Genomic DNA, 21708 nt, shown 5'->3' with positions numbered 1-21708 from the left:
CGCGCGCCGTGGCCTCATGGTGCCGTCTGGTCGGCGTCCTTACCAGGGCAAACCCGTCCAAACCCTCCAATTGGTGGGATTGCTCAGGCCGCACGCGAGCCGATTGAGCTTGGTGGAGCGAGGCGGAAGAATGCCCGGATGCCGTCCGACGTCCCCGTTGTGGCCCTGCCTCTCGACCTCGCTCCGTACGTGACCGCGCTACGCACCGCAGCGGGCACGGACATCGCCGCGGGCGGGATCTGCGACGGCGGGCCGCAGATGACGCTGACGACGCTGGTCGGGAACCGGTCGGACCGCCTGAAGTTCCTCGACGTCCGCCGGGGCCAGGGGCTCGGTGGCAAGGCGCTCGCGCTCTCCCGCCCGATCTGGGTCGCGGACTACTGGACGGCCAAGGGCATCACGCACCACTACGACGAGCCCGTGCGCGCCGAGGGCCTGCGCGCGATGGTCGCCGTGCCGTTCTCACTCCCCGACGGCGTCCAGGGCGTGCTCTACGCGAGCAACCGCAAGGCGATGGTGATGGGCGACCGCGTGCTCGACCGGGTCGTCGACGTGACGCGGCGTCTGGAGACCGACGCCCGCGTCTCCGCCGAGGTCGAGCGCCGCCTCGCCGACCTGAATCCGGGCTCCGCGCTCCACCCCGGCCGCCGCGACCAGTGCCTGCGCGACGCCCATGCGGAACTGATGCTGCTCCGCGACGACGTCGCCGCCGCCCACCGCGACCGCGTCGACGCCCTGCTGACCCGCATCGCCCACGCGATGTCGCCCGACCCGACCGCTCCCCCGCCGGTCCGTCTGACGCGCCGTGAGCTCGACGTCCTGATCCAGGTCGCCACCGGCGCGAGCAACGCCGAGGTCGCCGAGCGCCTCGGCCTCACCGAGGCGACCACGAAGTCCTACCTTCAGACCGCGTCCCGCAAGCTCGACGCCGGCAACCGCGTCGAGTCCGTCGCCAACGCCCGGCGCCTCGGTCTGCTCCCCTGACGCCTCGCCGGCCGCAGCCGTCGCGCCGCCGCCGCTTCACCAGCTGAGGCCTCGCTCCACCGGCCGTCCCGCCTGGTGAGGCAGGGGCTCAGCTGGCGAAGGGCGCGGGGTGGCTGGTGAAGCGGGGAGGGGGACGGCCTCAGCGCTTGCGCTTCCTGGGGGCCGACTGGCCCGCGGCGGTGGCGACGCCGGCGAGGTAGAGGCGGAGGGCGCGGACCATCAGCTCCTCGCCGGTGGGGCTCGCGTCGACGGCGGAGCTGAACGCGGGGAACTGCTCGCGCTGGCCGCCGTTGGGGGCGCTGGGGCGGCCGCTGACCTCGGCCTGGGCGTCGCCGAACGCGAGGCCGAAGATCAGCTTCTCCATGCCGCGCATGACGGGCCACTGGTCCTCGACCGCGACGCCGGCCTCGGTCAGCAGCTGCGCGCCGCGTTCGTGCGAGGGCACGATGACGGTGTTGGGGAAGTAGGAGAAGACCAGCCCGGCGGCACGGGGGTGGCGCAGAATCAGCCGGTACGTGTGGACGCAGAGGTCGACGAACCACTGCTGCCAGTCCCCGTCGGCGGGGTACGGCGGGACCGGCGCCTCCTTGAGCAGCTCACGGGCCGCTTCCTGCAGGACGTCGTCGCGGTTCTCGAAGTAGTAGTAGAGCGAGGGCGTGCGCACGCCCATCCGGCGCGCCAGCTTCGACAGCGAGAAGCCGTCGTAGCCCTCCTCGTCGATGAGCTCCAGCGTCGTCTTGATCGCGAGCTCACGGGAGATCATCGGCGACGAAGGCCGTGCCACTCGTCCGTCCTCCCGTGCCGCCGACAGTGCTCCTTGCCCGGGGATGTTAGCCCGGACACGACCGGCCGCCGGATCCCGACGGCCGGCCGCGCGCGTCGTCAGGCCGGGGGCGTCCGCGGGACACCGCGGTTGATGTAGCCGGCGTCGACCACCATCGTGTGGCCGGTGACGTAACGGCCGTCGTCCGACGCGAGGTAGACGACCGCGTTGCTGATGTCGACGGGCTCGATCAGGTCGACCGGCATCGGGTTCTGGTACAGCGGGCTGGCGGCCACCTCGAGGTTGGCCATGACGAACGCGCCGTACTGCTCGTTCGCCACCATCGGCGTGTTCACACCGGTCGGGTGGATCGTGTTGACGCGGATGTTGTACTTCGCGAGCTGCGAGGCGTAGAGGCGCATCAGGCCGACGACGCCGTGCTTCGCGGCGACGTAGGCCGCCTGGCCCGGGGAGGTGTTCAGACCGATGCCGGTCAGACCCGCGCTGGAGCTCGTGATGATGATCGAGCCGCTCTGACGGGCCTTCATGTCCGGCACGGCGGCGTCCATGGTGTTCCAGACACCGGTGAGCAGGGTGTCGATGCCGTCGGTCCAGGCCTGCAGCCGCTCGCCCTCGTTGATGACCGGCATGATCCCGGCGTTGGCGACGACGATGTCGATCTGCCCGAACTCGGCGACGCCCGCGTCGTAGGCGGCCTGCACCGCGGCGCGGTCGCGCACGTCGGCGACGACGGGAAGGATCCGGCCGTCGACCTCCTCGACCAGACGGACGGTCTCGTCGAGGTCCGACTTGGTGGCCATCGGGTAGAAGACCGTCGGGATCTGCTCGCAGATGTCGAGCGCGACGATCGACGCACCCTCCTCCGCGAGGCGGATGGCGTGCGACCGGCCCTGGCCGCGGGCGGCCCCGGTGATGAAGGCGACCTTGCCGTCGAGCTTGCCCATTGCTGTTTCTCCTTTGTGGCGGGGGTGAGAGGCGGGGTGTGCGTCAGAGCAGGTTCAGGACGGGCTCGAGGCGGCGAGCCACGTCCTCGAACGCGGAGATGTACGTGATGCCCGTCCGCTCGCGGAGGACACGTAATTGGTCGGCCATGTCGGCCGGGTCGCCGACGAGGACGGTCGGGACGTCCCGGAGCCCCTCGACGGTGGTGCCGAACGCATCGGCGGTCCGCTCCAGCCGGTCGGTGTCGGCGGGATCGATCACCGCGGTCAACGTCAGGTGCAGTTCGAGGTCGGCGAAGCGGGGGCCGGCGGTCTCGCGCAGGACGTCGATGCGGTCGAGCACGGCGTCCAGGGTCATCGACCGCGCAGCGGCCCGGTCGACGCGGCCGGCCCGGATCCGCGGCGTGATCCCGACGATGTCGGCGTGCGCGGCGGCGAGCCGGAGCATGCGCGGCCCGCCGGCGCCGAGCAGCAGCGGGATCCGGTGCGTGTGCGGGACGGGAACGTTCTCCAGGCCGCGGACCCGGTAGTGCTTCCCGTCGAAGTCGAGCGGCCCGTCGCCGTAGGCGCGCAGGATCGCGAGTGCCTCCTCGACCCGGTCGACCCGCTCGGCGGCCGGGCGCCAGGGCGCGTCGATCACCTCGTGGTCCGCGGGCAGCCAGCCGGCGCCGAGGCCGAGCTCGAAGCGGCCGTCCGACATCGCAGCCAGCCACGACGCGTCGCGGGCGACGACCGTGGGATGCGTCACCTCGTTGTCCAGGACGAGGGTGCTGAGCGTCAGCGTGGACGTCACCCCGGCCGCGAGAGCCAGGGCCGGAATGGCCGGCGCGACGGGCAGCGAGAAGTGCTGCGGCACGTGCAGGACGGCGAAACCGGTCGCCTCCAGGCGGCGTGCGAAGTCCTCCCAGGCGGGCCGGGCGTGGTTGCCCAGGCTGATCACGCCGAAGCGGAAGGGTCGGGGGAAGACACTCACGCCTCCCAACCTATTGGGTTAAGGTAAATCGTGGTCGAGATTGCCCAGACTCGTCGTCTGCACCCCCGGCACGGGGTGCACGACCAGCGTGCGCAGACCCCGGACCGGGCGCCGAACTCCGTGCGCCGGACGACCTGGATCGACTCCTTCCGCTTCGACGGGCCGGCCGGGCCGACGACGATGCTCGGCTCCGGCCGCGACCTGTTCACCCCGGCGGCCGGGGAGCCGCGTGTGCTCGCCACCGCCGAGGTCGAGGTCGTCCTCGCCCCGCTGCACGGCGTGGTCGCGGAGGTCCGTAAGCCCAGCGCGTACGACGCCCTCGTCGGGGCCGCGGTGCCCGCCGGCTGGCGACGGGCGCTGCACCCGCTGATCCCGGCCCACGAGCGGAACGGGCTGACCCACCGGATCCTCGACGACTTCCCCGGCGCATTTCTCGGCGCCGGGATCCCGGTCGTCGAGGCGGGCGTGTACCCGTTCCAGCCCAAGGAACTGCTGTTCCTGCTCAACGTCTGCCGCGGCTGGTCCGCCGGCGGGACGCAGGAGGTCGACATCCACGCCGGCCGCTTCCCCAAGCCCACCGGCCCGGCGCCCACCGACATCTCCCGCCCGGACGACCCCTGGGCCTGGCACGTCACCGACACCCCGAGCGCGGACTTCACCCGACGCAGCCGACGTTTCGACGTCCGGCGCGACGGCGGCGACCTCGTGATCGACGCGCACTTCCGCGACGTGTGGCTGCCCGTGGAGGGTGAGCCTGAGGTCGTGCACGAGTACTCACTGGCGGCGCGCGCCGACGCCGAGACCTTCGAGGTCACGGCCGTGCAGGTCGACGCCCACACGCTGCCGTGGGACGACTGCAACTCCGTCACCGATTCCGGGGAACAACTGCTCGGTGCGACGCTGGGCAACCTGGAGACCCCCGTCCGGACGCGCCTGACCGGCGTCGCCGGCTGCACCCATCTGAACGACACGTTCCGCGGGCTCGACGCGGTCCCGCTCCTCGCCGCGGCTCTCGACCAGGAGGTTCGATGACCACCACCGCTCCCGCCCCGATCGAGGTGCGCTGCCCGGCCGACGGCCGGATCGTCGGCACCGTCGCCAACCAGACGCGCGACGAGGTCGGCGCCGTCGCCGCGAAACTGCGCGAGGCCCAGCCCGCGTGGGAGGCACTCGGCCCGGAGGCGCGCGGCAAGCACCTACGCGACTGGCGCGACTGGCTGCTCGACAACGAGCGGCGGCTCGGCGAGCTCGTGCAGTCCGAGACCGGCAAGAGCTGGGCGGACGCGTCGATGGAGACCGCGCTCGGCGTCGACATCATCAGCTACCTGACGAAGAACGGCCCCGAGTTCCTCGCCCCGCGCAAGGTCTCGCCGCACAGCCCCGCCGGCGCGACGAAGAAGATGCGCGTCGTCTACCGGCCGTACCCCGTCGTCGGCCTGATCACCCCGTGGAACGGCCCGATCGGCAACCCGCTGCTCGACGTCGTCGGCGCCCTGCTCGCCGGCGCGACCGTGCTGACCAAGCCGTCGGAGTACACGCCGCTGTCGTGGATCGAGGTCGTCCGCGGGTGGCGCGAGGACATCGGCGCCCCGCCGGTGCTCGAGGTCGTCACCGGCGCGGGTGAGACCGGCGCCGCGGTCGTCGACGCCGTCGACATGGTCATGTTCACCGGCTCCGCGCGCACCGGGAAGCGCATCGCGGCCCGCTGCGGCGAGCGGCTGATCCCGTGCAGCCTCGAGCTCGGCGGCAAGGACGCGATGATCGTCCTCGCCGACGCCGACCTCGACCGCGCGACCTCCGCCGCCGCGTGGGGAGGTTTTCTGAATGCGGGTCAGGCCTGCATCTCCGTCGAGCGTGTGTACGTCGAGGCGCCGATCTACGACGAGTTCGTCCGCAAGGTCACCGAGAAGGTCGCGGGGATCCGCGTCGGCATGGACGCCCCCGGCGAGTTCGCCACCGAGATCGGCGCGATCGCGACCGAGGACCAGCTTCAGATCATCGAGACCCACGTCGAGGACGCGAAGGCCAAGGGCGCGCGCATCACCACCGGCGGCAAGCGCCGGTCGTCGGGTCAGTTCTTCGAGCCGACCGTGATCGCCGACGTGAACCACTCGATGGACTGCATGCGCCACGAGACGTTCGGCCCGACGCTGCCGATCATGAAGGTCGCGAACGAGGACGAGGCGGTCCGCCTCGCGAACGACTCGCCCTATGGCCTCTCGGCCAGCGTGTTCAGCTCGAACCCCGACCGTGCCCAGCGCGTGGCCGACCAGCTCCAGGCCGGCGCGGTCAACATGAACAACGTGCTGAGCAACCTGTTCCAGCTGACCCTGCCCATGGGCGGCTGGAAGGAGTCGGGCATCGGCACCCGCCTCGGCGGCGCGAACGCGGTGCTCAAGTTCTGCCGGCCCCAGGCCCAGATCTCCGAGCGCGTCGCGCTGAAGTCCGAGGTCTACTGGTTCCCGATCTCCAAGCGCAAGGCGACGATGCAGGCGAAGGCGATGCGCATGATGGCCGCCGGCGACTGGCGCCGCCGGCTCGGGCTGCGCGGCCGGTAGTAACCTCACCCGCTCACCGGCGGGGAAGGCGGATCGCATGCGGGTCGTGTCCGAGCAGCAGCTCGTGTCCATCCTCGGTGGTCTGCCGACCGAGTGCCCGCGGGTGGTCGCCAGCGGGAACTTCGCGACGCCGCGGGCGCTGCTGGCCGTGGCCGACCGGGCTCTGCCCCGCTACCGCCTGTTCGTGCTGAACGCGCAGCCCGGCCTGCCGGACCGTGACGGCGTCGACCTCGAGACGCCGTTCGTCGGTGCGGGAATGCGGGGCAGTCCGCGGCTGCGGTACTTCCCGTCCCGGCTCTCGCTCGTCCCGCTCCTGCTCAAGCAGACCTTGGTCCCCGACATCGTCCTGCTGCACTGCTCGACGCCGCGGGACGGGACGGTCTCGATGGGCACGGAGGTGAACATCCTCCCCGCGGCCGTCGAGGCGGCCCGGGCGCGCGGCGGGATCGTCGTGGCGCAGGTGAACCCCCACATGCCGTACGTCTTCGGCGACGGCGTCCTCGCGTGCGACGAGATCGACTACGTCCTGGAGGCCGAGGAGGCGCTCGGCTCGCCCGTCCCGCGGCCGGTCGCGGACACCTCCCGGACCATCGGCGAACGGGTCGCCCACATGGTGCCCGACGGCGCGACGCTGCAGCTGGGGATCGGCGCGATCCCGGACGCGGTGCTCGGCGCGCTGTCGACGCGGCGGGGACTCGCGGTGTGGTCGGAGATGTTCAGCGACGGTGTGCTCCGTCTGCACGAGGCCGGGGCGCTGGACGAGACCCGGCCGGTGACCGCGTCCTTCGTGTTCGGCAGTCCCGAGCTCTACGCGTGGACCGAGCGCAACCCGCGCGTCGTGCTGCTGCGGTCGGAGAAGACCAACGACCCCGGCGTCATCGCCTCCCACCCTGCGCTGATCTCGGTCAACGGCGCGCTCGAGGTCGACCTCTACGGCCAGGCCAACGCCAGTCGCGTGCGCGGCGAGATCTACTCCGGGTTCGGTGGGCAGACCGACTTCGTCGTCGGTGCCCTGCACTCACCGGGCGGACGGGCCGTGATCGCGTTGCCCTCGTGGCACCCCAAGGCCGACCGCTCGACGGTCGTCCCGCAGCTGGGCTCGGTCACCTCGTTCCAGCACAGTTTCATCGTCACCGAGCAGGGCGCGGCCCCGATCTGGGGTCACGACGCGAACGAGCAGGCCCGGCACATCGTCGAGCACGCCGCGCACCCCGACGCCCGCGAGTCGCTGCGCGAGGCGGGCCGTGCGCTGGGGCTGCGTCTGTCCTGACCCGGCGCGGACCCGGTCAGCCGAGCCCCAGCGCCGCGCGGACGCCCGCGGCGATCACGAGGTCCTCACGGGCCCGGACGACGACGGTCCGCACCGCCGCCTCGTCGGCCGAGATGTCGACGTCCCCGCGGGCGTCGGCGTTCCGGCCGGGATCGAGGGCGACGCCGAGGAACGCGAGGCGCTCCGCGACGCGGGCGCGCAGGTCGACGCTGTTCTCCCCCACCCCGGCGGTGAACGCGAGGACGTCCAGCCCGCCGAGAGCGGCGGCCATCTCCGCGATGCCGCCGACGAGGCGATGGATGTAGACCTCGAGCGCGACGCGGCACCGCTCGTCGCCCGCGGCCTCGCCGGCGAAGATCTCGCGCAGGTCCGTGGTGCCCGCGAGGGCGACCAGCCCCGACCGGTGCTCCAGGGCCCCAGCGATCTCACGCTCCGTCAGGTGACCGCTCTCCTGGAGCCAGAGCAGCAGCCCCGGATCGAGCGCCCCGCACCGCGTCGCCATCACCAGGCCGTCGAGCGGGGTGAAGCCCATCGTGGTGTCGATGGAGCGCCCGTCCCGCACCGCACAGAGCGAGGCACCTGCGCCGAGGTGGCAGATCACGCTGCGGCAGTCCCCCGGCGACCGGCCCGCCACCCGCGGCGCCGACTCCGCGGCGTAGGTGAACGACAGGCCGTGGAAGCCGTAGCGGCGCAGCCCCCACTTCTCCCGCCACTCGGGCGGGATCGGGTACACCGACGCCGCGGCCGGCATCGTCGCGTGGAACGCGGTGTCGAAGCAGGCGACCATCGGGGTGGCGGGTAGCAGCTGCCGGACGATCGCGATCGCCGCCAGCGACTGCGGCTGGTGCAGCGGCGCCAGGCTGGTCAGCTCCGCCAGGCCCGCTTCGACCTGTGCGTCCACCACCGTCGGCTGGACGTACCGCTCACCGCCGTGGACCACCCGGACCCCGACGGCGTCGATCTCTCCGCCCGCCGCAAGGCCGCGCAGGACGTCGGCGTCGAGGTCGCCGATAGCCCCCAGATCCGCGGTGGCCACGACGTCGGCCCCGGCCAGCACCCGGAGTTTCAGGCTGGACGAGCCGGGATTGACGACGAGGACCCGTGCGGTCACGAGGTGGCGTCGTCGTCCGGGACCTGCCAGCTGCGCACGTCCGGGAGGTCCTCGCCGTGGTCCCGTGTCCAGGCGCGGTGGCGAATCCGCTCGTCGAGCATGCGCTGACGCAGCACGCCGGCGCTCTCCGCCAGGCGCGGCACCCGGTCGAGAACGTCGACGACGAGCTGGAACCGGTCGAGGTTGTTCAGCATCACCATGTCGAACGGCGTCGTGGTGGTGCCCTCCTCGATGTAGCCGCGGACGTGGAAGTTGTCGTGGTTGGTCTGACGGTACGTCAGCCGGTGAATCAGCCACGGGTAGCCGTGGTAGGCGAAGATGACCGGCTTGTCGGTGGTGAACAGCGCGTCGAAGTCCCGGGACGACAGCCCGTGCGGGTGGGAGTGCTCGTCCTGCAGCCGCATCAGGTCGACGACGTTGACCACCCGCACCCGCAGGTCCGGCAGGTGCCGGCCCAGCAGAGCCGCGGCCGCGACCACCTCGAGCGTCGGCACGTCACCGGCGCAGCCGAGCACGACCTCGGGGTCGTCGGCGCCCACGCTCGCCCAGTCCCACACCCCGATGCCCCGGGTGCAGTGCTCGATCGCCGACTCCATGTCGAGCCAGTCGGGCGTCGGCTGCTTGCCGGACACCACGACGTTCACGTAGTTCCGGCTGCGCAGACAGTGATCCATCACCGAGAGCAGGCAGTTCGCGTCCGGCGGCAGGTACACGCGGATGACGTCGGCCTTCTTGTTCACGACGTGGTCGATGAAGCCCGGGTCCTGGTGGGAGAAGCCGTTGTGGTCCTGCCGCCAGACGTGGCTGGAGAGCAGGTAGTTCAGCGACGCGATCGGTGCCCGCCACGGGATGTCCCGGGTCACCTTCAGCCACTTCGCGTGCTGGTTGAACATCGAGTCGACGATGTGGATGAAGGCCTCGTAGCAGTTGAACAGGCCGTGCCGGCCGGTCAGCAGGTAGCCCTCGAGCCAGCCCTGGCACAGGTGCTCCGAGAGCACCTCCATCACCCGGCCGTCGGGCGAGAGGTGGTCGTCCCCGTCGACGGTCTCCGCGAGCCAGGTGCGGTCGGTGACCTCGAAGGCCGCGGCCAGGCGGTTCGACGCGGTCTCGTCCGGGCTGGTCATCCGGAAGTTCGTCGGGTTCGCGGCCATCACGTCGCGGATCAGTCCGCCGAGCACGCGGGTCGGCTCGCTGAACGACTCCCCCGGCGCCGCGACCTTGACCGCGTAGGAACGGAAGTCCGGGATCGCCAGGTCCTTGAGGAGCACGCCGCCGTTGGCGACGGGGTTGGCGCTCATCCGCCGCGTCCCCGACGGGGCGACGGCGCGCAGCTCCGGGCGCAGGGCCCCGGTCTCGTCGAAGAGTTCCTCGGGCCGGTACGAGCGCAGCCACTGCTCCAGCTGGGCGCGGTGGTTCTCGTCGGAGCGCGTCTCGGCCAGCGGCACCTGGTGCGAGCGCCACGTGCCCTCGACCTGACGGCCGTCGACCTCACTCGGGCCGGTCCAGCCCTTCGGCGTCCGGAGAATGACCATCGGCCACCGCGGCCGGGTACGGTCGCCGCCCGTGCGGGCCCGGCGCTGGATCTCGGCGATCTCGTCGCACACCGTCTCCAGCGTCAGCGCGAGCTCGCGGTGCACCGTCGCCGGGTCGTCGCCGGCGACGACGTAGGGCCGGTAGCCGTGGCCGACGAACAACGCCTCGAGCTCTTCCTCGGGCAGCCGGGCGAGCACGGTCGGGGCGGCGATCTTGTACCCGTTCAGGTGCAGGATCGGCAGCACGGCGCCGTCGCGCGCCGGGTTGAGGAACTTGTTCGAGTGCCAGCTCGCGGCGAGCGGGCCGGTCTCCGCCTCACCGTCACCGACGACGCAGGCGACGAGCAGGTCCGGGTTGTCGAACGCGGCACCGAAGGCGTGGACGAGGGCGTACCCGAGTTCCCCACCCTCGTGGATCGAGCCGGGCACCTCAGGCGCGACGTGGCTCGGAATGCCGCCGGGGAAGGAGAACTGACGGAACAGCCGGCGCAGGCCGTCGACGTCCTGCCCGACCGCGGGGTACACCTCGGAGTACGTGCCCTCGAGGTAGGCGTTGGCCACCAGAGCCGGTCCGCCGTGCCCGGGACCGGTCACGAAGATCGCGTCGAGGTCCCGCTCGCGGATCACCCGGTTCAGGTGCGCGTAGAGCAGGTTCAGGCCTGGGGTCGTCCCCCAGTGCCCGAGCAGCCGTGGCTTGACGTGCTCGGGCGCCAGGGGTTCCCGCAGCAGCGGGTTGTCGAGCAGGTAGATCTGCCCCACCGACAAGTAGTTCGCCGCCCGCCAGTAGGCGTCGATCCGGGCCAGGTCCTCTTCGCTCACCGTTGACGTTGCCACGAGGAGCATCCTGCCCCGGATCGATCATGCCGAACAGTTCAGGCCAGCTGAGCGAGGAACCGGTCGATCTCCGCCCGCAGCGTCGAGGACAGCTTCGAGAGCTCCAGGGCCGCGGTGGTGAGGTCGCTGCAGGCGACGCTCGTCTCGCGGGTGCTGGTCGTGATCTCGGTGACGTCGACGGAGAGGGTCTCGGTCACCGCCGCCGCGGCCTGGGTGTTGCGGCTGATCTCCGCGGTGGCCTGCTCCTGCTCCCCGACCGCACCCGCGATCGCGGCGACGCTGGAACCCATGTCGCGCATCGCGTTGGTGATGCCCGCGATCGCGGTCACGGTGCGCTCGGTCGTCGCCTGGATCTGCTCGACCTGCGCAGCGATCTGGCTCGTCGCCTCCCCGGTGCGGGCGGCGAGTTCCTTGACCTCGTTCGCGACGACCGCGAAGCCCTTGCCCGCCTCGCCGGCGCGCGCCGCCTCGATGGTGGCGTTGAGGGCGAGCAGCCGGGTCTGGCTCGCGACGTGGTTGATGACGGACACGACGGTCTCGATCTCGCGCGAGGCCAGGGCGAGGCTGCGCACGGTCTCGTCCGCACGCTCGGCGTCGGCGACGGCGACGTCGCTGGCGGCCTTGGACCGGTTGGCCTGCTTCTCGATCTCGCCGACGGTCGCGACCATCTCCTCGACGCCGGCGGCGACCGACGTGACGGCCTGCGAGGCCTCGACCGAACCGGCCGCGACGCGGTCGGCGCGGGTCGCGGTGGACTCCGCCGTCCCGGCCAGGCCACGCGCGGTGGACTCGAGCTCCGCCGCGGCGGCCGCGACGGACTCGGCCACCCCGAGGATCGCGGTCTCGAAGTCGGTGGCGATCTGCCGACGTTGGGTCTCGGCCGCGGCGATGCGCTCCTCGGCGCCGGCCATCTCGGACGTCGCCCGGTTGATCGTCTCGGCCCCGGCGCGGAACGAGCCCCGCATGCCGCGGACGAGGAAGCGCCGGAAGAAGCGCTTGTCCGACGCGTACTCCAGAGAGGCCCCCGCCTCACGGACGAACGCGTCGGTCAGGTCGAGCATGTGGTTCAGAGCCTGACGGACCGTCACCAGGTCGTCCTGCTCACCGAGGCTCGGCACGCGAGGCTCGAGGTCACCGGCGGCGGCCGACCGGCAGACGTCGGCGACGGCGCGCACCGCGTTGCGGTACTGCGCGAGCTCGGCCTCCAGCTCCGCGAGCCGGTCGGGGGCCTCGGCCGGACCGGTCTGCGTGGGCAGCGCGGCGGTCGCAGCGGTGGTCGCGGTCGTGCTCATCGGGCGGCTCCCGTCAGGCGCTCGGTGTCGAGGGACCAGACCCACTCGTCGTAACTCAGTCCCTGCTCGGCCAGCTTGTCGGCGAACAGGCGCGCGCCCGCCGCGGCGGCCGCCGGGGCGCTCGTGTGCCGGCGCTCCTCGCGCAGCAGCTCGGCGTACACAGGCTCGACCTGCGCCAGCGCGCTCGGGGCCGCGGTGCGCCGGTTCGAGTGGAACCCGACGATCTGCCCGCGGCCGTCGAAGGTCGGCGTGACGTGCGCGAGCACCCAGTAGTGCGCGCCGTCGGCCGCGAGGTTGACGATGTAGGCGAACAGCTCACGCCCGGACCCGAGCGTCTCCCACAGGAGCCGGAACACCGACCGCGGCATGTCCGGGTGCCGAATGATGTTGTGCGGCTGCCCGATCAGCTCGTCCTCCGCGAAGGCCGAGACCCGCAGGAAGACGTCGTTGACGTACATGATCCGACCCTGGGGGTCGGTCTTGCTGACGATGATCTCGTCGTCGTCGAAGGTGCGTTCCTGACCGGTTGGTGTGATCGCAGTGCGCATCTCTTCCCCTGGGGACGGCGGTTCCGCGATCCCTATCGGCCGCTGATCACGGGAGCTGAGCCCTAGACTCGGCCCGCCGACGGACGTGGGAGCAGCGGATGATCGACGGGTTCACGTGGGACACGCAGGCCGGGGCCCGCGTCGTGGTCGCATACGACGGGTCGCTCGGCGCGAACGCCGCCATCGACGTCGCCGCCAAGCTGGTCCCCACCGCGCAGGCCGCCGTCACCTACCTGTGGACCGCCCCTCCCCTGGACCCGGGTGCCCGGCAGCACCTGAGCCGGCAGGTGTCGTCGGTGACGGAGTTCGCCGACGCGATCGAGCGGGAGGGCGCGCACCAGGCCGGGCTCGTCACCCGGACCGGGGCCGCCCTCGCCCAGGCCGTCGGCTGGCGGGCCGGCACCGTCCGGCAGCGCACGTTCGGGGGTGAGGGGATCGCCCTCGCGTCGGTCGTCGAGGAACTCGGCGCCCACCTCGTGGTGACCGGGTCCCGCGGCCTCGCCGGCGCCCCGGCGGCACTCGGCAGCGTCTCCGACCTCGTCGTGCACCACAGCCCGGCGCCGGTACTGGTCGTGCCGCAACCCCTGCTGAGCGCGGAGTACGAAGCGGTCGCGCGTGGCCCCGTCGTCGTCGGCTGGGACGGGTCGCACGGCGCTCGCGCGGCGCTGCGGACGGCCGCGGACCTGTTCCCGGACCGGGAGGTCGTGGTCGCGGCCGTCGGGTCCGACGAAGAGGCCACGGACCTCGACACCGCCACGCTCCCCGACCGCGAGGTCGCCCGGCTGCGGCGCCCGGCGCGTCAGCCACCGCTCGCCCGCGGGATCGCCGGCGAGTTGCGGGAGAGCGCCCAGGAACTGCGTGCCGGCGTCGTCGTGGTCGGCTCGCGGGGCCGGAGCACCGTGCGGGAGTTGCTCCTCGGCAGCGTCGCCATGGCGACGCTGCATCACGCGCACCGACCGGTGCTCGTCGTGCCCGCGGGCACCGGCGCGCCCGCCTGACTACTGCGCCCGGACGAACACGACCGGGCAGTGCGCATGCCGCAGCGTCGTCAGCTCGACCAGTTCGGCGCTGCTCAGGTCCGCGCCGGGGTCCGGCGCCGGGACGACGAGCAGGTCCTCCTCCGCGGTGCCGGAGCCGACCGGCGCATCCGGCGGGACGACCACGACCGGGCACCGGGCGAACCGGCTGACGTGCGCGCCGACGGAGTCGCTGCCGCGTCCCAGTCGTGCTCCCCCGTCCCGGGCACCCACCACGAGCAGGGCGGCGTCCTCGGAGTGCTCGACGAGGGTCGCCGCCGCGGGCCGGTCGACGACGGTCCAGCCGAGGCCGCGACCCCGGTCCGACGGGCCCGGGCCGCGGCCTCGGCGAGCATCGCCTCACCGGCGGCGCGGGCGGTCTTCCCGGCCACGTCGTCGGCGCCGGCCGCCGGCGCGGGCAGGCCGTGGACCAGGCGCAGCGCCCAGCCCCGCGCCCTCGCCTCATGGGCGGCCCAGCGCAACGCGTGCGCGGCGTTGGGGCTGTCGTCCAGTCCGACCACGACGGTCCGATTCGTCTCCATCGCCGGCTCCTACGTCGTGCGCTCGGGGTCGTCGCCACGGACCACCAGGACGGGGCAGCGGGCGTGGCGGACGAGCTTCTGGCCGACGGAGCCGAGGAGCATCCCCCTCACCGGACCCCGGCCGCGGGTGCCGACGATCATCAGGCCGGCACCGCCGCTCGCGGACAGGAGCACATCGGCGGCGCGGCCCTCGCGCGGCGCCTGGGTCACCTCGACGTCGGGGTGCTTGCCGGCGTACCGGTCGACGAGGTCGTGCAGCCAGTCGAGGTGCTGCTCGCGCAGGAGTTCGGAGTCGGCGTCGAAGGTCACCAGGCCGTCCGGCCCGAGCCAGTGCAGGCTGCTCCAGCTGTGGACGACGAGCAGCGGTGCCCCCCGGAGCTCGGCCTCCCGGAACGCGGCTTCGAGGACCTCCTCGGCGTGGTGGCGGTCGACCCCGGCGACGACCGGCCCGGTCTCGGGGGCGGCGGATCCGCCGTCGCCGACGACCAGCACCGGACAGGACGCGTTCGACGCGACGTCGATCGCGACCGAGCCCATCAGCACCGCGAGCAGACCCACGTTGCCGCGGCCGACGACGAGCAGCTCCGCGTTCTCGGCCTGCTCGCACAGCACCGTCGCCGCCGGGCCGAGCCGGTCCAGCACGGTCACGCGCCCGCGGGGCAGGGTCGTGCCGACGAGTTCCACGGCCTCGGCGAGCGGATCCAGGCCCTGCTCGCCGTTGCGGACGAGGTCCCAACCCTCGTCCTCGGCGTGGACGATCAGCAGCGTCCGACCGCGGCGGGCGGCCTCGCGGGCGGCGACCGCCAGCGCGGCCCGGGCGGTGGGAGTGCCGTCGTAGCCGACGACCACGCGGGGCGACGTCGAGAGCGTCATGACCATGTCCTTCGTTCGAGGTGCTCCCAGCGTCGCTCCCGGGACCGCCCCGAGGTCAGGTCCACTCCGCCCGGATCCGCAGGGCCGATGGTCACCTCCCGGTATGACTCCCGGGCTCTGCCGAACCGGGTGCGGCATCCGGAATGCTGGTCCGGTGTTCCGCCCCGCCGAGAGTGTCGCGCCGCCGTGGTGGCGGGGCTACCGTCGTGCCGACCTGCGTCACGACGTGCCCGCCGGTGTGACCGTCGCCGCGTACCTCATCCCGCAGGTGATGGCGTACGCCCAGGTCGCCGGCCTCCCGCCCGCGGCCGGGTTGTGGGCGGCTGTCGCCGCGCTGACCGTCTACGCGGTGCTCGGCAGCTCGCGCCAGCTCTCGGTCGGCCCGGAGTCCACGACCGCCCTGATGACCGCGGCCGCCCTCGGGCCCCTCGCGGCCGGCTCGCCCGACCGTTACGCCGCCCTCGCCGTCCTGCTGGCCGCGATGGTCGGCACGATCTGCCTGATCGCCTCCGCGGCCCGGCTCGGCGCCCTGGCCGACCTGCTGTCGAAGCCCGTGCTGGTCGGCTACCTCGCCGGCGTCGCCGTCCTCATGACGGTGGGTCAGCTGAAGAACGTCACCCGCACCCCGATCGAGGGCGAATCCATCGCCGAGCAGCTCGACAGCTGGTGGCGGCACCGCGCCGACTTCCACGGCCCGACCCTGACCCTCGCGGCGGCGGTCCTCGTCCTGATGATCGCGCTGCAGCGATGGCGGCCCCAGGTGCCCGGAGCGCTCGTCGCCGTGCTCGGCGCGACCGCCGTCGTCGCGCTCTTCGACCTGGACCGGCACGGGATCGCGGTCGTCGGCTCGCTCCCGGGCGCCCCGGCGTCCCCGGACCTCGGCCTGATCGAGGGCGACGACGTCCGTCTGCTGATCGCCCCCGCCATCGGGTTGGCCGTCGTCGGCTTCACCGACAACGTCCTGACCGCACGGGCCTTCGCGAGCCGGCGCAACCAGACGATCGCCGGCGGTCGCGAGCTCACCGCGCTCGGCGCCGCGAACCTCGGCGCCGCCGCGGCCGGCGGGTTCCCCGTCAGCTCGAGCGGGAGCCGGACCGCGCTGGGCGACGCGGTTGGCAGCCGCACCCAGTTCCACTCCCTGGCCGCCGCGGCCACGGTGGTCCTCACGCTCGTGCTCCTGCGCGACGTGCTGGCGGACTTCCCCGTCGCGGCGCTCGGCGCGCTCGTCCTCTACGCCGCCGTGCGGCTGATCGAGATCGGCGAGTTCCGCTACCTCAACCGCTTCCGGCGCAGCGAACTGCTGCTCGCGCTCGCGACGACCGCGGCCGTGCTCACCCTCGGCGTCCGCGACGGCATCCTCGCGGCCGTCGTCCTGTCGCTGGCCGACCTGCTCCGCCGCGTGGCCCGCCCGCACGACGCGGTGCAGGGATTCGTCCCGGGCCTGGCCGGCATGCACGACGTCGCCGACTACCCCGACGCGGAGACCGTCCCCGGTCTGCTCGTGTACCGCTACGACTCACCGTTGTTCTTCGCGAACGCGGAGAACTTCCACCGCCGTCTGCTCGACGCCTACCGCGGCGCCGAACCACCGCCGCGCTGGGTCGTGCTGAACGTCGAGGCGATGGTCGAGATCGACGTCACCGCCGCCGAGGTGCTCGCCCGCCTGCACACCGAACTCAAGGCCCAGGGTGTGGTGCTCGCCATGGCTCAGGTGAAGCAGGACCTCCGCCGCGACCTCGACGCCTCCGGCCTCACCGACCGCATCGGCGCCGACCACCTCTTCCCGACGCTCCCGACCGCCGTCGCCGCCTTCCAGAACCACCCGTAGCCCCTGCACTGAAGATGACATCTCTTGTGCAGGGGCCGACCCCCACATGTGCACTGGAGATGTCATCTCCAGTGCAGGGTCGGCGTCCGGGGTTACTGCTCCTTCTTGCGCATCTCGGCGCCGAAGACCGCGGCCTGGGCGCGGCGCTCCATGCCGAGCTTGGTGAGCATGACGGAGACGTAGTTCTTGACGGTCTTCTCGGCGAGGAAGAGGCGTTCGCCGATCTCACGGTTCGTCATGCCCTCGGTGACGAGGTCGAGGATCTCGCGCTCGCGGGCCGTCAGGGCTTCCCAGCGGGGGTCGACCTTGTCGCCCTCGCGGAGGCGGGTGAGGACCCGTTCGGTCACAGCCGGGTCGAGCAGTGAGTGGCCCGCGGCGACCTGCCGGATCGCGTCGACGAGGTTGCTGCCCTTGATCTCCTTGAGCAGGTAGCCCGCGGCGCCGGCCATGACGGCGCCGAGGATCGCGTCGTCGTCGTCGTAGGAGGTGAGGATGATGCAGCGCGTCCCGGGGACGGCGGACCGCACGTCACGGCAGACGTCGATGCCGCTGCCGTCCGGGAGTCGCCCGTCGAGGACGGCGACCTTCGGCTCAAGTGCCTTGATGCGCGGCAGCGCCTGCGCCGCGGTGCCGGCGTCGCCGACGACCGAGATGTCGGGCGCGGCCTCGAGCAGGTCGGCGATCCCGCGCCGCACGATCTCGTGGTCGTCGAGCAGGAACACGGTGATCTGCTCGTCCGCCTCCGGGTTCACAGCGGAATCGTCCATCGCAGGTGTGTCCCTTCGCGGTTCGGTGTCGTGTGCTCGGCCGGGGCGGGCCCGACCTCCAGGGTGCCGCCGTACTGCTCGGCGCGGACGCGCATGTTCTCCAGGCCGCTGCGGCGCGCGGACTCCCCGAGCCCGACACCGTCGTCCACGACCTCCAGCGTGAGCGCCTCGGCCGTGACCGTCAGCGAGAGCTCCACCGCGGTCGCCTGGGCGTGCCGGGCGGCGTTGCTCAACGCCTCGCGTGCGACGGCGACGAGGTCGTCCGCCATCTCCGGCCCGACCATCGTGTCGACGGGCCCGCCGAACCGGACCCGCGGTTCGAACCCGAGCACCGCGGTGGTCTCCGCGGCGACCTCGAGGATCCGCGCCCGCGGCGTCGCCGGCTTCTGCCCCGACGTGCCGCGCAGACCGAAGATCGAGGTTCGGATCTGCGCGATGACGTCGTCGATGTCCGTCACGACGCGGTCGATCCGCGCCGCGCGCTCGCTCTCCCGGAGCCCGGCTGCGCCCTGCAGCGTCATGCCGGCGGCGAAGAGCCGCTGAATCACGTGGTCGTGCAGGTCGCGGGCGATCCGGTCGCGGTCCTCCAGCAGGAGTACGCGCTCCTGGTCCACGCGCGCGTCGGCCAGCTCCAGCGCGACCGCGGCGTGGTTCGCGAACGCGAGCGCCATGTCGAGATCCGCGTCGTCGAAGCGCCGCCGCCCGCGCTGGCGCGCCACGGTCAACGCCCCGCGAGTGCCCACCGTGCCGATGAGCGGGACGACCATCGTGGCCCCGACCTCGAGGACGCGCGTCAGGTGCACGACGTGCCGTTCCTCGGTCGCGGCGTCGCCGAGCATCACCGGGCGCCCGGTCTCCAGCGCGAGCCCCACGATCGAGTCCGCGCGCGGGTACGCGTACCCGACGATCTCCGCGCCCCGCTCGCCCGCGGCCACCGCGACCTGCAGCACGTCCGGATCGGAGGACGGGAGCACGACGGAGACGAGGTCCGCCTCCGCGAGCGTCAGTGCCTGACGGGCGATCAGCTCCAGCGGGTTCTCCCCGCCCGGCGCCATCAGCCGCTGCTGGATCCGCATGGAGGCACGGAGCCAGTCCTGCCGCCGCTTGGCCTGCTCGAACAGGCGCGCGTTCTCGATGACGACACCGGCGGTGGCGGCCAGGGCGACGACGACGCGTTCGTCGTCCTCCGAGAACCGACCGGAGGCGGACTCGGAGAGGTAGAGGTTGCCGAACACCTCGTCACGGACGCGGATCGGGACCCCGAGGAAGCTCGCCATCGGGGGGTGGTTCGCGGGGAAGCCGACCGACCGCGGATCGTCCCCGATGTTCTGCAGGCGAATCGGCTGCGGCTCGTCGATCAGCGCACCGAGCAGTCCCTTGCCCGCGGGGAGGTGACCGATGCGCTCGACCGCGTCGTCGTCCATGCCGACGTGGATGAACTGCTCCAGCCCGCCGGCCGGGGCCAGGACGCCGAGCGCGCCGTACCGGGCGTTGACCAGCTCACACGCGACCTCGACGATCCGCCGCAGCACGACGGGCAGCGCGAGGTTGCCGATGATGGCCGTGTTCGCCGCCAGCAGCCCCCGAAGGCGACTCTGTGTGCCCATCAGCTCCTGAGCGCGGTCGACCAGCTGCGAGAGCAGTTGGTCGAATTCGAGCAGCGGCACCTGCGGCAGCTCGGAGGACGGTTCGGGACCGGTCACCCGATCAGCATGCCGGACCCCGGAATCGCCGCACCAGGGACCACCGGCCCGGCGGGTCCGTGCCGGGCGGCCCTGTTCACGCGCGCAGGGAAAGGGCAGCCTTCTCCCGAGCCGCAACCCCGAGGAGGCCGGCCGTGCCCGGACCGAGCGTCATCCCCTTCGCGCAGGTGCACGAGACGCACACCGGCGTGGTGCTGCTCCTCGGCGACCGCGCGTACAAGGTGAAGAAACCCGTCGACCTGGGGTTCTGCGACTTCACCTCGGTGGCCGAACGCGACCGTGTCTGCCGGCGCGAGGTCGAGCTGAACCGCCGCCTCGCCCCGGAGGCCTACCTCGGCGTGGCCGAGCTGCACCTGCCCGACGGGCACGCCACCGAGCCCGTCATCGTCATGCGCCGCATGCCGCCCGAGACCCGGCTGGCCACGCTCGCGCGGGAGGGCCGGGCCGACGGTGCGGTGCTCACCGAGATCGCTCGCCGCATCGCCGACTTCCACGCGGGCTGCGACCGACGCCCGGACATCGACGCCGACGCGACCGTCGCGGCGATCCGCGCCAACTGGGCGTCGAGCATCGCCGAACTCCGGGAGCTCATCGCGTCCTGGCCCGACGCACCGCTCGGGACCGACGACGTGGACGCGATCGAGGCCGCGGCGATTCGCTACCTCGACGGGCGGACCGCGCTGTTCGACGCGCGGATCGCCGCCGGCGCCGTCGTCGACGGCCACGGGGACCTGCTCGCCGACGACATCTTCCTGCTGCCCGAGGGACCGCAGATCCTCGACTGCCTGGAGTTCGACGACCACCTGCGTCACGTGGACCGCATCGACGACATCGCATTCCTCGCGATGGACCTCGAACGCCTCGGCGCCCCCGAACTCGGCCGGCTCCTGCTGACCGAGTACCGGCGGCTCACCGGCGACGACGCGCCCGCCTCGCTCGTGCACCACTACCAGGCGTATCGCGCGCTGGTCCGCGCCAAGGTCACCTGCGTTCGCGCCCGCCAGGGCGACCCCGAGGCACCGGCCGCCGCCCGCGCGCTGGCCCAGCTCTGCCGCGACCACCTCGCGGCGGGGACGGTGCGCCTGATCCTCGTCGGTGGGCTGCCCGGCACGGGCAAGTCGACGCTCGCCCACGCGATTGCGGCCGACCTCGACTGCACGGTGATCAGCACCGACCGCGTCCGCAAGGAGCTCGCCGGCCTCGACCCCGACACCCCCGCACCGGCCGGCTACGGCGACGGGCTCTACGCGCCCGAGCACATCGCCGCGACCTACGCGGCCGTGATGGAACGCGCCGAGGCGCTGCTCACCCACGGCCGGTCGGTGATCCTCGACGGGTCGTGGACCTCGGCGGCACCGCGGGCGCAGGCCCGCGACCTCGCGGAACGCACCGCCGCCGTCCTCGTCGGCCTGCAGTGCGTCGCCCCCGCCGAGGTTGCCGACGCCCGCATGGTCGGCCGCCGCGGACCGTCCGACGCGAACGCCGAGATCGCCGCCGCGATGCGCGCGAACGCCGACCCCTGGTCCGACGCGGTCCCCGTCGACACCGGCGGCGAGCTCGCGGACGCCCACAAGCACGCCGTCGACGTCGTCCTCGGCGCTCTCTGAGGTCGCCGGCAGTGGAGGACGCCATGGAGCGGCTCGTGGTGGTCGGCGTGGACGGCTCGGCCGGCGGCCGCCGCGCCCTGGACTGGGCGGTCCGGCACGCGGCGGGCACCGGCGCGCGGCTGGAGGTGGTCTGCGCCGACCCGTCCGAGGAGGCGGCGACGGAGCAGCTGCACCGCGACCTGCAGGACGTCCTCGCGCACCACCCGGGCGCTGCGCCGGGGATCACGACCCGCGTCGTCGCCGGCAAGCCCGCCGACGTCCTGCTCGACGCCGCCCGCGACGCCGACCTGCTCGTCGTCGGCAGTCACGGGAAGGGCGGGCTCGCCACCACGCTCCTCGGCTCGGTCAGCGAGGCCTGCGTCCGCCGCGGCACCACCCCGGTCCTCATCGTCCCGGCCCGGTGACCGGCCCGGCGACCTGACGGAGGACCCGGTTCGCGAGGGACTTTGGTCCATCCCGATTCGGTCCGATCTGCACCTGTTTCGCCGCCCGCCGACCGCCAGACTGGAGACGCACCGGGCCGCGGCACCGCAGCGCCGCCTGTC

Annotated in this window: 19 protein-coding genes and 1 pseudogene; 8 read left to right on the top strand and 12 right to left on the bottom strand. The window is 72.8% G+C overall.

Annotation, left to right across the window (positions count from 1 at the left end; all coding sequences use genetic code 11):
* The first annotated feature begins 138 nt into the window (after positions 1 to 138).
* On the top strand, positions 139 to 984 hold the full coding sequence (locus ABD401_RS19170; RefSeq protein ID WP_344607699.1) for a LuxR C-terminal-related transcriptional regulator: 846 nt from the start codon (positions 139 to 141) through the stop codon (positions 982 to 984).
* Positions 985 to 1123: 139 nt separating this feature from the next.
* Here the strand turns inward: ABD401_RS19170 and ABD401_RS19165 are convergent, their stop codons facing one another.
* The 3 genes from ABD401_RS19165 to ABD401_RS19155 all read right to left on the bottom strand — a co-directional run bounded on the left by ABD401_RS19165 (position 1124) and on the right by ABD401_RS19155 (position 3682).
* On the bottom strand, positions 1124 to 1768 hold the full coding sequence (locus ABD401_RS19165; RefSeq protein ID WP_344607697.1) for a TetR/AcrR family transcriptional regulator: 645 nt from the start codon (positions 1766 to 1768) through the stop codon (positions 1124 to 1126).
* A gap of 98 nt (positions 1769 to 1866) precedes the next feature.
* Positions 1867 to 2712, bottom strand: coding sequence for a mycofactocin-coupled SDR family oxidoreductase (locus tag ABD401_RS19160; RefSeq protein WP_344607695.1), 846 nt, complete (start codon positions 2710 to 2712; stop codon positions 1867 to 1869).
* Between the two features lie 43 nt (positions 2713 to 2755).
* A complete protein-coding gene (locus ABD401_RS19155) occupies positions 2756 to 3682 on the bottom strand; it encodes a TIGR03621 family F420-dependent LLM class oxidoreductase (protein ID WP_344607693.1) in 927 nt (308 codons plus the stop codon).
* Positions 3683 to 3712: 30 nt separating this feature from the next.
* Here ABD401_RS19155 and ABD401_RS19150 point away from each other — a divergent pair, with 30 nt between their 5' ends.
* Genes ABD401_RS19150 through ABD401_RS19140 form a run of 3 tightly spaced genes read left to right on the top strand, consistent with a single transcriptional unit; the run spans position 3713 to position 7510 of the window.
* Entirely contained in the window at positions 3713 to 4714 is a 1002-nt protein-coding gene (locus ABD401_RS19150; protein WP_344607691.1) for a DUF2889 domain-containing protein, read from the top strand.
* Positions 4711 to 6240: an aldehyde dehydrogenase family protein gene (locus ABD401_RS19145; protein ID WP_344607689.1), complete on the top strand. Its 1530-nt coding sequence runs from the start codon at positions 4711 to 4713 to the stop codon at positions 6238 to 6240. The genes ABD401_RS19150 and ABD401_RS19145 overlap by 4 nt, the downstream gene beginning before the upstream one ends.
* Positions 6241 to 6277: 37 nt before the next feature.
* Complete coding sequence (locus ABD401_RS19140; RefSeq protein ID WP_344607687.1) at positions 6278 to 7510, top strand: acetyl-CoA hydrolase/transferase family protein; 1233 nt, start codon at positions 6278 to 6280, stop codon at positions 7508 to 7510.
* Between the two features lie 16 nt (positions 7511 to 7526).
* Here the strand turns inward: ABD401_RS19140 and ABD401_RS19135 are convergent, their stop codons facing one another.
* Genes ABD401_RS19135 through ABD401_RS19120 form a run of 4 tightly spaced genes read right to left on the bottom strand, consistent with a single transcriptional unit; the run spans position 7527 to position 12827 of the window.
* A complete protein-coding gene (locus tag ABD401_RS19135; RefSeq protein ID WP_344607685.1) occupies positions 7527 to 8621 on the bottom strand; it encodes an acetate/propionate family kinase in 1095 nt (364 codons plus the stop codon).
* Positions 8618 to 10996: a phosphoketolase family protein gene (locus ABD401_RS19130; protein ID WP_344607683.1), complete on the bottom strand. Its 2379-nt coding sequence runs from the start codon at positions 10994 to 10996 to the stop codon at positions 8618 to 8620. The genes ABD401_RS19135 and ABD401_RS19130 overlap by 4 nt, the downstream gene beginning before the upstream one ends.
* Before the next feature lie 29 nt (positions 10997 to 11025).
* Complete coding sequence (locus ABD401_RS19125) at positions 11026 to 12279, bottom strand: methyl-accepting chemotaxis protein (RefSeq protein ID WP_344607681.1); 1254 nt, start codon at positions 12277 to 12279, stop codon at positions 11026 to 11028.
* Positions 12276 to 12827 (bottom strand): PAS domain-containing protein, encoded by a 552-nt coding sequence (locus tag ABD401_RS19120; protein ID WP_344607679.1) that lies wholly within the window; start codon positions 12825 to 12827, stop codon positions 12276 to 12278. Before ABD401_RS19120 ends, ABD401_RS19125 begins: the two co-directional genes overlap by 4 nt.
* 98 nt (positions 12828 to 12925) lie before the next feature.
* On the opposite strand from ABD401_RS19120, the gene ABD401_RS19115 reads away from it, so the two are divergent.
* Positions 12926 to 13825 (top strand): universal stress protein, encoded by a 900-nt coding sequence (locus ABD401_RS19115; protein ID WP_344607677.1) that lies wholly within the window; start codon positions 12926 to 12928, stop codon positions 13823 to 13825.
* Here ABD401_RS19115 and ABD401_RS19110 read toward each other — a convergent pair whose 3' ends face one another.
* From ABD401_RS19110 to ABD401_RS19105, 3 genes and pseudogenes are all read right to left on the bottom strand, one after another.
* On the bottom strand, positions 13826 to 14077 hold the full coding sequence (locus ABD401_RS19110) for a hypothetical protein (RefSeq protein ID WP_344607675.1): 252 nt from the start codon (positions 14075 to 14077) through the stop codon (positions 13826 to 13828).
* Positions 14078 to 14178: 101 nt separating this feature from the next.
* Positions 14179 to 14385, bottom strand: a pseudogene (locus ABD401_RS25120) (universal stress protein); the annotation flags it as partial.
* A 9-nt stretch (positions 14386 to 14394) separates the two neighbouring features.
* On the bottom strand, positions 14395 to 15258 hold the full coding sequence (locus tag ABD401_RS19105; RefSeq protein ID WP_344607673.1) for a universal stress protein: 864 nt from the start codon (positions 15256 to 15258) through the stop codon (positions 14395 to 14397).
* A gap of 154 nt (positions 15259 to 15412) precedes the next feature.
* Between ABD401_RS19105 and ABD401_RS19100 the strand changes: the two genes are divergently transcribed.
* Entirely contained in the window at positions 15413 to 17086 is a 1674-nt protein-coding gene (locus tag ABD401_RS19100; protein ID WP_344607671.1) for a SulP family inorganic anion transporter, read from the top strand.
* 92 nt (positions 17087 to 17178) lie between these two features.
* Here the strand turns inward: ABD401_RS19100 and ABD401_RS19095 are convergent, their stop codons facing one another.
* Together ABD401_RS19095 and ABD401_RS19090 are read right to left on the bottom strand one after the other, a co-directional pair.
* Positions 17179 to 17853 carry a response regulator gene (locus ABD401_RS19095; RefSeq protein WP_344607669.1) on the bottom strand — a complete coding sequence of 225 codons (675 nt, stop codon included), beginning with the start codon at positions 17851 to 17853 and terminating at the stop codon, positions 17179 to 17181.
* Positions 17835 to 19556 carry a sensor histidine kinase gene (locus ABD401_RS19090; RefSeq protein WP_344607668.1) on the bottom strand — a complete coding sequence of 574 codons (1722 nt, stop codon included), beginning with the start codon at positions 19554 to 19556 and terminating at the stop codon, positions 17835 to 17837. Before ABD401_RS19090 ends, ABD401_RS19095 begins: the two co-directional genes overlap by 19 nt.
* A 134-nt stretch (positions 19557 to 19690) precedes the next feature.
* Between ABD401_RS19090 and ABD401_RS19085 the strand changes: the two genes are divergently transcribed.
* Positions 19691 to 21163 carry a bifunctional aminoglycoside phosphotransferase/ATP-binding protein gene (locus ABD401_RS19085; protein ID WP_344607666.1) on the top strand — a complete coding sequence of 491 codons (1473 nt, stop codon included), beginning with the start codon at positions 19691 to 19693 and terminating at the stop codon, positions 21161 to 21163.
* A 23-nt stretch (positions 21164 to 21186) separates the two neighbouring features.
* Positions 21187 to 21567: a universal stress protein gene (locus ABD401_RS19080; protein WP_344607664.1), complete on the top strand. Its 381-nt coding sequence runs from the start codon at positions 21187 to 21189 to the stop codon at positions 21565 to 21567.
* The last annotated feature ends 141 nt before the right edge of the window (positions 21568 to 21708 follow it).

Origin of the sequence: Sporichthya brevicatena, assembly GCF_039525035.1 — a bacterium.
Taxonomy (GTDB): Bacteria; Actinomycetota; Actinomycetes; order Sporichthyales; family Sporichthyaceae; genus Sporichthya; species Sporichthya brevicatena.
The sequence above is the reverse complement of the archived record's forward strand: the minus strand, read 5'-3'. Positions and strand labels throughout refer to the sequence as shown.